The organism is Streptomyces sodiiphilus, assembly GCF_039529215.1.
In the GTDB taxonomy this organism is placed as follows: Bacteria; Actinomycetota; Actinomycetes; order Streptomycetales; family Streptomycetaceae; genus Streptomyces; species Streptomyces sodiiphilus.
The window spans coordinates 84,660-96,982 of sequence record NZ_BAAAMJ010000033.1 but is presented as its reverse complement, the minus strand read 5'-3'; the positions used below and the strand labels follow the sequence as shown (position 1 = coordinate 96,982).

Here is a 12,323-nt window from a genome sequence, read left to right as displayed (position 1 = left end):
CGGGAGGCTGGTCTCCGTCGCCCGGGACCGCCCCCGGCCGCCCGGCGCCTTGTGACGGAAGGCAACCATGTCACCGACCGAACGCCTCCAGAGTGTGCTGGTGGCCCTGGCCGCGCTGGCGGGACTCGGCACGGGACTGCTGTGGCCCGTCGGCCCGGCCGCCGGGCACCTGGTGCTGCCCGCCCTGCTGGTGATGCTCACCGCCGTGTTCCTGCAGATGGACGCCGCGCAGGTGGGGGCGGTGCGCCGGGCCGGGGCCGTGGTCGCCGCCAGCCTGGTGCTCAACTTCCTCTTCACCCCGGCACTGGCCTGGGCACTGGGCGCCGGACTGCTGGGCGACAAGCCCGATCTGCGCATCGGTCTGCTGCTGTTGCTGGTCACCCCGTGCACGGACTGGTACCTGGTCTTCACCGCCATGGCGCGCGGCCACACCGGCATCGCCGCCGCTCTGCTGCCCGTCAATCTCGTCCTGCAGCTCGTACTCCTGCCCGTCTACGTACTGCTGCTGGGCGGGCAGGCCACCACGATCGGCGCCGCCGGTCTGACCGAATCGGTCCTGCTGGTCCTGCTGGCCCCCCTGACGGCCGCACTGGTGCTGCGCCGGACCACCGGCAGGTTCAAGGGGGCCGACTGGCGGCGGAGGCGGCTCGCCGCGCCTGCGGGCCGCCTGGTGCTGCCCCTGCTGTGCCTGGCCGTGGCCGCGATGTTCGCCGGGCAGGCGCGCAACGTGACCGAGCACGCCACGGACCTGATCGCGCTGTTCGTCCCGCTGGGGATCTTCTTCACCGTGCTGCCCTTGACCGCCACAGGTGTTTCCCGGCTCCTGCGCCTGCCGGCACCGCAGAGAGTGACCCTGACCATGACGGTGACCGCGCGCAACTCGCCCCTCGCGCTGGCCCTCGCGGTGGCGGCCTTCCCCGACCGGCCCCTCATCGCGGTCGCCCTGGTCGTCGGTCCCCTGCTGGAACTGCCGCTGCTGACGGTGATCGCACAACTGGCGAGGGTCCGGGAATACCCACCGGCGCGGGCCGACACGCCGTAGGGAACCGCTCCGGCCGCGGGCTGTCGCGCCGCCAGGAGGCGAGCGCCGGGCCGCGGCGGGCCCGGGAAAGTCCGCGGCGGGGGTGGCGCGAAAGCGTCCCCGTGAGCTCCCCGTGTTCTTGACAGCCCCCGGCGGCGGTTGCCATGCTCCGGCCGTCGTGCCACCGGCGGCCGTGAGGCACCGGCGGGCACGCGGCACCCGCACAGCCGCCGAACACAGTTGCTCCCGACGAACCGGGCCCCGTCACACCGGCGGGCACCGGTTCCCCCACCTGAGGAGAACGGACATGGCTGAAGCCGTCGCGCAGGAACCGCTGGTCGACATCCACACCGGTGAGGAGTCCTTCGACCTGGTCATCGGCGACCTCGAACAGGACATTCCCCAACTCCCCGGACCGAGCATGTACACCATGCCGCACCCACTCAGCTGCGCGGGTGCGGGCTATTGCTGCTGAAGGCGTGCCGGACTGGGCGCACTTCGGGGCGCACCGCTGGGGCCGGGAGCCCGCTCTGCTGCCCGCACCGGCCGTGGTGGCTCCGGAGCGCGCCCACCGCGCGCTGACGGAGGCGGCCGCGCCGTTCCGGGACGGCACGCGCTTCCGCTCGCTGCCCGATGTCCGCTTCCGTACCGACGGCGGCCGGCTGCGGGCGCCGGGCGGGCTGCTGCCGGCTGCCGGGGACCGGACAGCTGACGGCTATCTCCGCAGGCTCCGCGGGGAACTGCCGGGAACCGGCTGGCTGCTCGTCGCCGAACAGCCGCTGGCGCTGGACCCGGTGCTGTGGTCGGCGGTCCGTGACGAGCTGGCCCTCCTGTGGTCGCGGGTGGGCTGGCCGGCGCTGCCGGTGACGGCGGAGCTGACCATGGGCGACCGCCGCTGCGTCCGGGACGAAGGTCTTGCCCTCCCGGCCGAGGAGGCCGTGCTGACCTGGGTGCTGAGCGGGACGCTGGAGGCCCGGCTGTGGCCGGAGGAGCGGGGTGAGCCACCGCCGTCGCTCGGTCCGGACACCGAGGGGGTGCGTACCTTCCGCGTGCGGGCAGGGCAGATGGTGTACTGGCCCGCCGCGTTCCGCTCCTGCGAGGTGCACGACGAGGGCTGCCTCACCCTGCGCCTGCGGGTGCCGGCCGGACCGCGGCTGGCGGCCGGGGCGGTCAAGAATCTGCTGGCCGGATTCCTGGAGACCGGGCGGGAGAAGAACGGCGGGGTGCCCGTGCTGCCCTTCCCGCCACCGGCGGACAAGGACGGCCGGGTCCCGGTGGCGTCCCATGTCGAGGCCGTGGCCCAGGCGGTCTCCGCGGTCCTCGGCGGTCCGCGACCCGCCCGGGCGCTGCGGGTGCAGTGGGCCGCCCGCCGGTCGGCGGCCGGGCTGGAGCCCGCGCCCCTGCCCCGGGACGAGGCGGAGCTGTCCGCCGTGACGTTCGGCAGCCGCGTCCGTCGCGTCAGCGAGGTCGTCCGGGTGCCGGACGGACCCGGCCACTGGGTATGGGCGGTCAACGGCCACGTCTTCCGGGTGACCGGGGGCGCCGGTGACAAAGTCCTGCGCGGGCTGCCCCGGGGCACCGTCACCTCGGTGGCGGAACTGTGCCGCGCGGTGGGCGCCCCCGAGGGCGGCGGCACGGTACTCACGCTGCTGCGCGCGCTGTACCGGTTGCGCGGCATCGAGGTGACCGGCACCGCCGGCGGGCCGGGCGAGGAGGAACGGTGACGGAACCGCCCGTGCTGGACTCTCTGGACTGGAAGCTCTTCGCCGAGCGCCACTGGGACCGGGAGCCGGTGCTGTTCCGGGGCGTCGCCCCGGCTCCGTTCCAGGCGGACGAGGTCTTCCGGGCGGCCGTGCAGGGCACCCGGCCACCGGGGCCGCGGCTGATGCCGCCCAATGCGCAGTTCACCATCGGGCGCGAGCAGCAGACCCGGCCCGGGTCCTGGCTGCCGCAGCCGTCGGACGGTTCGCTGGCCGGGTACGGCGAGCGGCTCGCCCGGGAGCTCGGGGGCCGCCGCTACGCCTTGGTGGTGCACGGTTTTCATACCGGTCACGCCCCGCTGTGGCAGCGGGAGCGGGCGTTCTACCAGGGCCTGTGGGAGCAGGTGGGACAGCCGGCGGGCGGCGTCATCACGACGCTGTTCCACGGCACCTACGAGCACAGTCCGGTGGGTGTCCACCGGGACCGCTTCGCCACTTTCATGTACGCGCTGCGGGGCCGCAAGCGGATGCGCTTCTGGCCGGTCCGGCCGTGGTCGGGGCCGATGACCACCGTGCTCGACTACGCGCACTGCCGGGAGAGTTCGTTCAGCGTCGAGGTGGCCCCCGGCGACCTGCTGTACTGGCCCTCCAGCCACTATCACGTCGGGGAGAGCGCGGCGGGCGGCGACGAGCCGGCCACCAGCGTCAACGTGGGCGTGCCCCGGGAGGACCATCGCGCGGTCACCGACCTGATGGACCTGCTGGTCGGCCTGGACGCCTCCGCGCTGCTGACCCTGGAGACGGACATCGGGCGGCTCCCGCGGGTGCCGGACTCGCTGCTGGTACCGCCCGCCGAGGCGCCCGCCGGGCTGTCCGGGGAACTGCCGGCGGCCCTGGACCGGGCGCTGGCGCTGTTCCGGGGGCTCGGTGAGCCGGGGCGGCTGGCCGATCTGGTGCGGGTGCGGTCGCTGGAGCACTGGACGGCGGGTGGTTTCCGGCCGGCGCCGCCGCCCGGTCCGCTGCCGCCGCCGGCCGCCGACGCGGAGGTGCTGCGGGCCACCGAGCCCGTTCTGTGGACCGAGGGCGAGGACGGGGAACTGCTGTGCGGGGCGGCCGGACACGTCGCCCGCACCCGGTTGCCACGGCCCGATCTGATCCGGCTGCTGCGGGCCCTGGGCGGCGCGCGGCCGCCGGCTGTCGGGGCCCTGCTGTCGGGACTGCCGTCCGGCACCGCGGCGGCCGCCGGGCGGCTGCTGCGCGAGCTGGAGTCCTTCGGGGCGGTCGCCAGGGAGAGGGCCGGGAGTGCGCCGGCCCGGGACGCGTCGGCGACCCGGGATACTGGGGACCATGCGGTTGACGGATTTCTGGCAGCGGATGGCTGAGCACTTCGGCGGAGCGTACGCGGACTCCTTCGCCCGGGACCACGTGATGTCCGAGCTCGGCGGACGGACGGTGCACGAGGCGCTGGCCGCCGGGTGTGATGCCAAGGAGATCTGGCGGGCGGTGTGCGTGACCATGGACGTCCCGGGGCACCTGCGCTGAGCGGACCCCGACGGGCCGGGTGGGCCCCGGGACCGGCGTGCCGCTTGACACGAAAATCGAACAGGCATTCTCATGGGGGGACGGAGACAGCGCCGCGGGAGCGATTGTCAGTGGCGGGCGCTAACGTCCGTGGACGTGAAGCGATCGAATCAGACGGACCGGGTGACACCCATGGCAGGTACGGACCGCGAGAAGGCGCTCGACGCCGCACTCGCACAGATTGAGCGGCAGTTCGGCAAGGGTGCCGTGATGCGCCTGGGCGAGCGGCCGAACGAGCCGATCGAGGTCATCCCCACCGGCTCGACGGCTCTGGACGTCGCCCTGGGAGTGGGAGGGATCCCACGCGGCCGGGTGGTGGAGGTCTACGGTCCGGAGTCCTCCGGCAAGACCACCCTGACCCTGCACGCCGTGGCGAACGCGCAGCGGGCCGGCGGCACGGTGGCCTTCGTGGACGCCGAGCACGCCCTGGATCCGGAGTACGCCCAGAAGCTCGGGGTGGACATCGACTCGCTGATCCTCTCCCAGCCCGACAACGGCGAGCAGGCGCTGGAGATCACCGACATGCTGATCCGGTCCGGTGCGCTGGACCTGATCGTCATCGACTCGGTGGCCGCACTGGTGCCGCGGGCGGAGATCGAGGGCGAGATGGGTGACTCCCACGTCGGCCTCCAGGCCCGGCTGATGAGCCAGGCGCTGCGGAAGATCACCGGCGCGCTCAGCCAGTCCAGGACCACAGCGATCTTCATCAACCAGCTTCGGGAGAAGGTCGGCGTGATGTTCGGCTCCCCGGAGACGACCACCGGCGGCCGGGCCCTGAAGTTCTACGCCTCGGTCCGGCTGGACATCCGCCGTATCGAGACCCTCAAGGACGGCACCGACGCGGTGGGCAACCGCACCCGCGTCAAGGTGGTCAAGAACAAGGTGGCCCCGCCCTTCAAGCAGGCCGAGTTCGACATCCTCTACGGCCTGGGGATCAGCCGTGAGGGCGGTCTGATCGACATGGGCGTGGAGCACGGCTTCATCCGGAAGTCCGGAGCCTGGTACACCTACGAGGGCGACCAGCTGGGCCAGGGCAAGGAGAACGCCCGCAACTTCCTGCGCGACAATCCGGACCTGGCCAACGAGATCGAGAAGAAGATCAAGGAGAAGCTGGGCATCGGTCCGCGCCCCCAGACCCCGGAGGATGAGCCTGCCGCCGCCGGTGCCGGTGCGGGCAAGGAGACGCCCCCGGCGGCGAAGGCGGCGAAGCCGGTGAAGGCCACCGCCGCCAAGTCGGCCGCGGTCAAGCCGGCCGCGGTCAAGAGCTGACGGTGACGCGGCGCAGCGACTGGCCGGCGGACCGGACGCAGGTGGCGGAGGCCGGCACCGGAAACGGCGGTGACTCCGCTCTGTCGAGGGCCGGAGCGGAGTCACCGCGTTCTCCTCGCGACCCGGTGGAGCGTGCGCGGGCGATCTGCCTGCGCCTGCTCACCGGTGCCCCGCGCACCCGTGAGCAGCTCGCCGAGGCACTGCGCAAGCGTGAGGTGCCGGAAGAGGCCGCCACGCAGGTGCTGGACCGTCTGGAGGGCGCCGGGCTCATCGACGACGCGGCGTTCGCCGGGGCCTGGGTGGAGTCCCGGCATCACGGCCGGGGGCTGGCCCGCCGGGCACTCTCCCGGGAGCTGCGGGCGAAGGGGGTGGACTCGTCCGTGGTGGAGCAGGCGGTCAGCCGGCTCGACACCGACCAGGAGGAGCGGACCGCCCGTGCTCTGGTGGACCGCAGGCTGCGGGCCACGCGCGGACTCGACCGGGAGAAGCGACTGCGCCGGCTGGCCGGGATGCTTGCCCGCAAGGGGTACCCGGAGGGCATGGCACTGCGGGTGGTCCGGCAGGCACTGGAGGAGGAGGGCGAGGACCCGGAGATGCTGGAGAGGTATCTTCCGGAGGTCTGATCCCGGAGTTCGGCCCGGGGTTCTCAGCCCGGAGGGCCGGTCCGGACACCGGTGGCACCGGGGGCGGTTCCCCGCAGTGCGTCGACACAGGCCCGCAGCGGTCCCTCGGCGGCACTGGGCAGGGCCGCGGCCAGGTGGCCGTCCGGACGGACCACGAGCACGGTGTGCGCGCTCGTGCCGGGGTACTCCTCGGTCACCAGCAGGTCGGCGGGCAGCGGCAGATGGCTCGCGACGCGGGCGAGTTCGGGCATCAGCCCGGCCGCCAGCCAGTGGCGGGCGTCCCAGACCCGGGCGCCGGGAGCGGTGAGCACCAGCAGCAGCGCCCCGCCCAGTCGTTCGTGCAGCCGCCCGCGGCTGCCGTCAAGGGCGATCACCGGGACATCGGTCACCGGCGCTCCGGTGGCGGCGCCGGCGACCGTGCCGACGGAACCGGGAGGGGCCAGCGGTGAGCGGGAGTACTCCGGCACCGCTCCCAGCGTGCCGCGCCCCAGATGGCTGTCCGAGAGCAGCGCGAGCCTGCTGCGGCCTCCGCCTCCGGTGAGCCGGGCGGACAGCCCGCCGCGCCCGCGTACCAGTGGGAGCGCCTGGTCGACGGCCCGCAGCCGGGCGCCGACGGCTGCGCGGCGCTCGGCCTCATAGCTGTCCAGCAGGTGCCCCGTGCCGGTGGTGTCGCCGTCGTGGCAGGCGGCGGCGAGCTTCCAGGCGAGGTTCTCCGCGTCCCGCAGTCCTTCCGCGACCTGCTGGGTGCCCAGCGCGCCCAGCAGGTGGGCGGCGTCGCCGGCCAGAAAGACCCGTCCCGAGCGCCAGCGGCGGGCGAGCCGCTGGTGACAGATGTGGACGCCGGTGTCGAGCAGTTCGTACTCGGGGACCTCTCCGTCGTGCCAGGCGGCCAGAGTGGTGTGGATGCGCTCCAGCATGGTGTCGGGGGTGATCAGGGCGCCGTCCCCGGCCAGCGGCCAGTCCAGCCGCCATCGTTCACGGGGCAGCGGGCGGACGGTGACCTCCCCGGGCTCGGACCGGGTGGCGCCCGGCAGCCCGCAGTGCAGCCCGGCCTCACCGGGGCGGGGCAGAGCGGCCCGCAGGGCCGCGACGGCGTAGCGCTCGACCGCCGTGCGGCCGGCGAACGCGATGCGCAGCAGTTTCCGGACCGTGGAGCGGGCACCGTCGCAGCCGACCAGGTGGCTGCCGCGCCACTCCTGCACGCTGTCGCCGGACACCGCCCCGGCGTCCGGCCCGCCCGCGGTGGTCCGGGCGAGGACGGCGTCGCGGTCCTGTTCCAGCGAGACCAGCCGGCAGCCGTTGGTCACCCGGATCAGACGCTGCCCCTCCACGGCGCGGCGCAGACTCTCCTCCAGCGCGTGCTGGGGAAGGTGGAGAGAGGCGGTGTCCTCGTCGAAGTCCTCACGCAGCACCGTCCGGTGCCGGTGAGTGGTCTGCCAGACCCGCCAGCCGGCCGCTTCCCGGACGGCGCCGTGGCGGCGGGCCCAGCGGGCGATGTCCCACGGCAGGACGCAGGTGCGGGCCGGCCGGACGGCCGGCTGCCCGTCGCCTTCGTCGAGCACCTGGGACGGAACGCCGTGTCCGGCCAGGGCAAGCGCCAGCGCGAGCCCCGTAGGGCCCGCGCCGACGATGATCACGGGCAGCACAGCACGTATGCAACAGACCCGGTGTTCATGCGTCAAGTCGGCGCCGGCCCGGGGCAGTCGCGTAAGGGTGGGTCAGCGGCCGGAGCCGGGGCCCGCGGTGCCTCCTCCGGTCGCCGGGCCGTCCGGCCCGGGGGCCTCGCCGTCCTCGCGGGGAGCGGTGGGCGGCTGCGGGGCGGTATCGGGTCCGACGGTCTTCATCTCGTCGACCAGACCGGCCTTCACCACCGCGCCGGTGGACCGCTTGCCGCGGCGCACCCGGCCCTCCAGCCAGCTCGCGAAGGAGGTGATCATGGAGTTCAGCACGATGAAGATGATCGCGACGACGGTGAAGGTGGCGATGGTGTTCGCGCCGTAGTTGGCGCTGATCGGCCGGGCCGCCCGCAGCAGTTCGCTGAAGCTCAGCATGGCGCCGCCCAGGGCGGTGTCCTTGACGATCACCACCAGCTGGCTGACCAGCGCCGGCAGCATGGCCGTGACCGACTGAGGCAGCAGCACGTACGTCATGGTCTGGCCCTTGCGCATGCCGATCGCCTTGGCCGCGTCGGTCTGTCCGGTGGGAAGGGCCTGGATGCCGGCGCGCACCACTTCCGCGATGACGGCCGCGTTGTAGAGCACCAGGCCGGTGACCACGGCGTACAGCGGACGGAGGTCGGAGCTGATGTTCGTCCACAGCGCGTAGGCGGCGCTGGCGAAGACCATGAGGAGGAGCACCGGGATGGCCCGGAAGAACTCCACGATGGCCCCGGCGGCCCAGCGGATCCACCAGTGGTCGGACATCCGGGCAATACCCAGCACGGCGCCCAGCGGGAGCGCGATGAGGATGGACAGGCCGGCGGCCTTGAGGGTGTTGAGGAGCCCGGGCAGCAGGTAGGTGGTCCACACCCGGGAGTCGGTGACGAACGGAGACCACTTGTCGGCCGCCAGCTGGCCCTTGGCGGCCATGGTGTCCAGCACCCACCACAGTCCCGCGAGCAGGACGATGCCGAAGGCGATGCTGAGGAGGACGTTGCGGACCCGGGCCCGCGGCCCGGGGGCGTCGTACAGAACGGAAGTCATCGCTTCACCGCCACGCGCTTGCTGACCCGGCCGAGCAGTAGTCCTGTCGGCAGGGTGAGAACGATGAACCCGAAGGCGAACACCGCGAAGATGGGCAGCAGGGCATCGGACTCGTTCTCCACCATCGACTTCATCAGGTACGCCGCCTCCGCCACTCCGATCGCCGAGGCCACCGTGGTGTTCTTGGTCAGCGCGATCAGGACATTGGCCAGCGGAGCGACGACTGCCCGGAACGCCTGCGGCAGCACGATCAGGGTCAGCACCTGGAAGAAGGTGAGCCCGAGGGCCCGGCCTGCCTCGGCCTGGCCGACCGGCACGGTGTTGATGCCGGAGCGCAGCGCCTCGCACACGAACGCCGCGGTGTAGGTGGCGAGGCCGAGCACCGCCAGCCGGAAGTTCGTCTCCGTGAAGCCCTCCCCGCCCAGTGCGATGCCCAGGGTCTGGAACAGTCCCAGGGAGGTGAAGACGATGACGACTGTCAGCGGGATGTTCCGGACGACGTTGACATAGGCGGTGCCGAAGCCCCGCATGACCGGGACCGGGCTCACGCGCATCGCGGCCAGGACGGTACCCAGTATCAGGGACCCGATCGCCGAGTAGACGGCGAGCTGCACCGTCACCCAGAACGCACCGAGCAGGTCGTACCGCTCGAGATCAAGAAATTCGAACACGGCCTCTCGTAACNGCGCCACCGGGGCCGGTGGCGTTCCGCCGTGTCCTCAGTCGGTCTCGGTGATCTCCGGGGCGTCGGCGGCCTCGTAGCCGGCCGGGCCGAAGTGGGTCTCGACGAACCGGGCCCAGGAGCCGTCCTCGACCATCTTCTCCAGGGCGGCGTTGATCTTGTCACGCAGCTCGGTGTCGTCCTTCGGGACGCCGATGCCGTAGTGCTCGGGGTTGAGCTCCAGCCCGGCCAGCTTGAACTTGCCGGCGTGGGCGTCCTGCGAGGCGTAGCCGGCCAGGATCGCGTCGTCGGTGGTCAGCGCGTCCACGGCCTTGTTCTCCAGGCCGGTCAGGCACTCGGAGTAGCCGCCGTACTCCTGCAGTTCGGCGTCCGGAGCGAACTTCTCCGCGACGTTCTGGGCCGAGGTGGAGCCGGCCACCGAGCACAGGTTCAGGTCGTTGATCTGCTCGACGTCGGTGACCTCGTCGTCGGCGCGGATGAGCAGGTCCTGCTGTGCGATGAAGTACGGGCCGGCGAAGGAGACCTCCTCCTTGCGCTGGTCGGTGATCGAGTAGGTGGCGACGACGAAGTCGACGTCACCGTTCTTGATCATGTTCTCGCGCTCGGCGCTGATGGCTTCCTTCCACTCGATGTCCTCGGCGTCGTAGCCGAGCTCGTTGGCCACGTAGGTGGCGACATCGACATCGAAGCCCTCGAAGTCGCCGTCAGGGGTCTGCAGACCGAGGCCGGGCTGGTCGAACTTGATGCCGATGGTCACCGTGGACCCGCCGCCGTCGCCGGAGCCGCCGCCTCCGTTGCCGGCGCCGTCACCGCCGTCGTCGGATCCGCAGGCGGTGGCGGTCAGGGAGAGGGCGACGACGGCTGCTGCCAGGGCGCTGGCCTTGCGGAAATTCATGATGGTACGTCCCTTGTCGGTTCGGGAGTGCGGATAAGGGGGGACAGCTGTGCGGCCGGGCCGGTGGTGCCGGTGCCGCGGGGTCAGTGCTGGAGGATCTTCGACAGGAAGTCCTTCGCCCGGTCGCTGCGCGGGTTGTCGAAGAACTGGTGGGGCTCGGCCTCCTCGACGATGCGTCCGTCGGCCATGAAGACGACGCGGTTGGCCGCCGAGCGGGCGAAGCCCATCTCGTGCGTGACCACGACCATCGTCATGCCCTCTCGGGCCAGCTGCTGCATGGCCTCCAGGACCTCGTTGATCATTTCCGGGTCGAGGGCGGAGGTCGGCTCGTCGAAGAGCATCACCTTCGGCTCCATGGCCAGTGCCCGGGCGATCGCCACCCGCTGCTGCTGACCGCCGGAGAGCTGCGCGGGGTACTTCTCGGCCTGGTCGGCCACGCCGACCCGGTCCAGCAGGGTGCGGGCCTTCTCGGCGGCCGCGGCCTTGTTCCTGCGCCGTACCTTGATCTGACCCAGCATGACGTTCTGGAGCACCGTCTTGTGGGCGAAGAGGTTGAAGGACTGGAAGACCATCCCCACGTCCGCGCGGAGCCTGGCCAGCGCCTTGCCCTCCTCGGGCAGCGGCTCGCCGTCGATGGTGATGGTGCCCGAGTCGATGGTTTCCAGGCGGTTGATCGTCCGGCACAGGGTGGACTTGCCGGAGCCGGAGGGGCCGATGACGACGACGACCTCGCCCCGCCGGATGGTGAGGTTGATGTCCTGGAGCACGTGGAGCGCACCGAAGTGCTTGTTCACGCTGTCCAGGACGACCAGGTCCTCCGCCAGGGGCGCGGCGTCCTGCCCGGCCAGCGGTGCTTCGCTCATCGTGTTGTTGCTCCGTCCTCGTCGGTTGGAGGGACCATAGCCAGCGTGCGGAGCAGCGTCAGCACATCTGAGCGGAACTTGAGCATAACGATCTGATTGCCATCAAATACGCTCTGTGGGGCGGTGTTGTCTGCCGTACCGGCTCGATAACGGAACAGCCGAGCGGACCGGAGCGGCTTGACGCCGGGCGTCCGGATCGGGGTGGATGCCCGAAGGGCCGGGAAGAGAACAGGCGGACGCGTCCGGCCCGCCAGGACGCCGGCGGGGAACGGAAAGCGAGGTGCCGGGATGAGGCTGCTGCTGGTGGAGGACGACGAACACGTCGCCGCCGCGCTCCTCGCCGTCCTCGCCCGGCACGGCTTCGACACCGTGCACGCCCGCAACGGGGAGCAGGCGCTGGACCGGCTGAGAGGGGCCTCCTTCGACGTCGTCCTCCTCGACCTGGGACTGCCGGACGTCGACGGGTTCGAGGTGTGCGGCCGAATCCGGCGCCTGGCCCAGGTCCCGGTCATCATGGTGACGGCGCGCTCCGACGTGCGCTCCCGCATCCACGGCCTGAACCTCGGTGCGGACGACTACGTGGTCAAGCCCTACGACACGGGTGAGCTGCTGGCCCGCATCCACGCCGTGAGCCGGCGCGCGGTCCCCGACGACCTCGCCGACCAGGCGCTGCCCGATGGGCCGGACCGGACGCTCGCCCTCGGGCCGGTCAGCCTGGAGCTGCTCACCCGCACGGTGACGGTGGACGGCGAGCCGGTCACCCTGACCCGCAAGGAGTTCGACCTGCTGGCACTGCTGGCCCAGCGCCCGGGCGTGGTGTTCCGCCGGGAGCAGATCATCAGCGAGGTGTGGCGCACCAACTGGGAGGGCACCGGCCGCACGCTGGAGGTGCACGTCGCCTCGCTGCGCGCCAAGCTCGGGCACCCGGGCCTGGTGGAGACGGTGCGCGGCGTCGGCTACCGGCTCGCCCTGCCGGCCGCCTGAGGG

At 72.3% G+C, this 12,323-nt stretch carries 12 protein-coding genes and 1 pseudogene; 8 read left to right on the top strand and 5 right to left on the bottom strand.

The window, feature by feature from the left end; genetic code table 11:
* The first annotated feature begins 67 nt into the window (after positions 1–67).
* The 7 genes and pseudogenes from ABD299_RS17440 to recX form a co-directional block, all read left to right on the top strand.
* Positions 68–1,042: an arsenic resistance protein gene (locus tag ABD299_RS17440; RefSeq protein ID WP_344263449.1), complete on the top strand. Its 975-nt coding sequence runs from the start codon at positions 68–70 to the stop codon at positions 1,040–1,042.
* A gap of 286 nt (positions 1,043–1,328) precedes the next feature.
* Positions 1,329–1,496 (top strand): hypothetical protein, encoded by a 168-nt coding sequence (locus ABD299_RS17435; RefSeq protein ID WP_344263448.1) that lies wholly within the window; start codon positions 1,329–1,331, stop codon positions 1,494–1,496.
* Between the two features lie 4 nt (positions 1,497–1,500).
* Positions 1,501–2,745 (top strand): hypothetical protein, encoded by a 1,245-nt coding sequence (locus ABD299_RS17430; protein ID WP_344263446.1) that lies wholly within the window; start codon positions 1,501–1,503, stop codon positions 2,743–2,745.
* Positions 2,742–4,103, top strand: coding sequence for a JmjC domain-containing protein (locus tag ABD299_RS17425; RefSeq protein WP_344263444.1), 1,362 nt, complete (start codon positions 2,742–2,744; stop codon positions 4,101–4,103). The genes ABD299_RS17430 and ABD299_RS17425 overlap by 4 nt, the downstream gene beginning before the upstream one ends.
* Positions 4,069–4,263: a DUF3046 domain-containing protein gene (locus ABD299_RS17420; RefSeq protein WP_344263442.1), complete on the top strand. Its 195-nt coding sequence runs from the start codon at positions 4,069–4,071 to the stop codon at positions 4,261–4,263. Before ABD299_RS17425 ends, ABD299_RS17420 begins: the two co-directional genes overlap by 35 nt.
* Positions 4,264–4,434: 171 nt before the next feature.
* Positions 4,435–5,571 (top strand): recombinase RecA, encoded by a 1,137-nt coding sequence (recA, locus tag ABD299_RS17415; protein WP_344263440.1) that lies wholly within the window; start codon positions 4,435–4,437, stop codon positions 5,569–5,571.
* Positions 5,499–6,194 (top strand): annotated as a pseudogene (gene recX / locus ABD299_RS17410) (recombination regulator RecX); the annotation flags it as partial. The gene recA and the pseudogene recX, both read left to right, overlap by 73 nt.
* A gap of 23 nt (positions 6,195–6,217) precedes the next feature.
* On the opposite strand, the gene ABD299_RS17405 reads toward recX, so the two are convergent.
* The 5 genes from ABD299_RS17405 to ABD299_RS17385 all read right to left on the bottom strand — a co-directional run bounded on the left by ABD299_RS17405 (position 6,218) and on the right by ABD299_RS17385 (position 11,336).
* Positions 6,218–7,840 carry an FAD-dependent monooxygenase gene (locus ABD299_RS17405; protein ID WP_344263438.1) on the bottom strand — a complete coding sequence of 541 codons (1,623 nt, stop codon included), beginning with the start codon at positions 7,838–7,840 and terminating at the stop codon, positions 6,218–6,220.
* 72 nt (positions 7,841–7,912) lie between these two features.
* Positions 7,913–8,896, bottom strand: coding sequence for an amino acid ABC transporter permease (locus tag ABD299_RS17400; RefSeq protein ID WP_344263436.1), 984 nt, complete (start codon positions 8,894–8,896; stop codon positions 7,913–7,915).
* Positions 8,893–9,567, bottom strand: a complete 675-nt coding sequence (locus ABD299_RS17395) for an amino acid ABC transporter permease (protein ID WP_344263434.1) — start codon at positions 9,565–9,567, stop codon at positions 8,893–8,895. Before ABD299_RS17395 ends, ABD299_RS17400 begins: the two co-directional genes overlap by 4 nt.
* Positions 9,568–9,615: 48 nt before the next feature.
* On the bottom strand, positions 9,616–10,473 hold the full coding sequence (locus ABD299_RS17390) for a glutamate ABC transporter substrate-binding protein (protein WP_344263432.1): 858 nt from the start codon (positions 10,471–10,473) through the stop codon (positions 9,616–9,618).
* An 83-nt stretch (positions 10,474–10,556) separates the two neighbouring features.
* Positions 10,557–11,336 carry an amino acid ABC transporter ATP-binding protein gene (locus tag ABD299_RS17385; protein ID WP_344263430.1) on the bottom strand — a complete coding sequence of 260 codons (780 nt, stop codon included), beginning with the start codon at positions 11,334–11,336 and terminating at the stop codon, positions 10,557–10,559.
* 288 nt (positions 11,337–11,624) lie between these two features.
* Here ABD299_RS17385 and ABD299_RS17380 point away from each other — a divergent pair, with 288 nt between their 5' ends.
* Positions 11,625–12,320, top strand: coding sequence for a response regulator transcription factor (locus ABD299_RS17380; protein ID WP_344263428.1), 696 nt, complete (start codon positions 11,625–11,627; stop codon positions 12,318–12,320).
* The last annotated feature ends 3 nt before the right edge of the window (positions 12,321–12,323 follow it).

Coding starts and splice junctions, on each gene's coding strand:
- ABD299_RS17440 (WP_344263449.1), top strand. CDS start 68: ATGTCACCGACCGAACGCCTCCAGAGTGTGCTGGTGGCCCTGGCCGCG.
- ABD299_RS17435 (WP_344263448.1), top strand. CDS start 1,329: ATGGCTGAAGCCGTCGCGCAGGAACCGCTGGTCGACATCCACACCGGT.
- ABD299_RS17420 (WP_344263442.1), top strand. CDS start 4,069: ATGCGGTTGACGGATTTCTGGCAGCGGATGGCTGAGCACTTCGGCGGA.
- recA (WP_344263440.1), top strand. CDS start 4,435: ATGGCAGGTACGGACCGCGAGAAGGCGCTCGACGCCGCACTCGCACAG.
- ABD299_RS17400 (WP_344263436.1), bottom strand. CDS start 8,896: ATGACTTCCGTTCTGTACGACGCCCCCGGGCCGCGGGCCCGGGTCCGC.
- ABD299_RS17390 (WP_344263432.1), bottom strand. CDS start 10,473: ATGAATTTCCGCAAGGCCAGCGCCCTGGCAGCAGCCGTCGTCGCCCTC.
- ABD299_RS17385 (WP_344263430.1), bottom strand. CDS start 11,336: ATGAGCGAAGCACCGCTGGCCGGGCAGGACGCCGCGCCCCTGGCGGAG.
- ABD299_RS17380 (WP_344263428.1), top strand. CDS start 11,625: ATGAGGCTGCTGCTGGTGGAGGACGACGAACACGTCGCCGCCGCGCTC.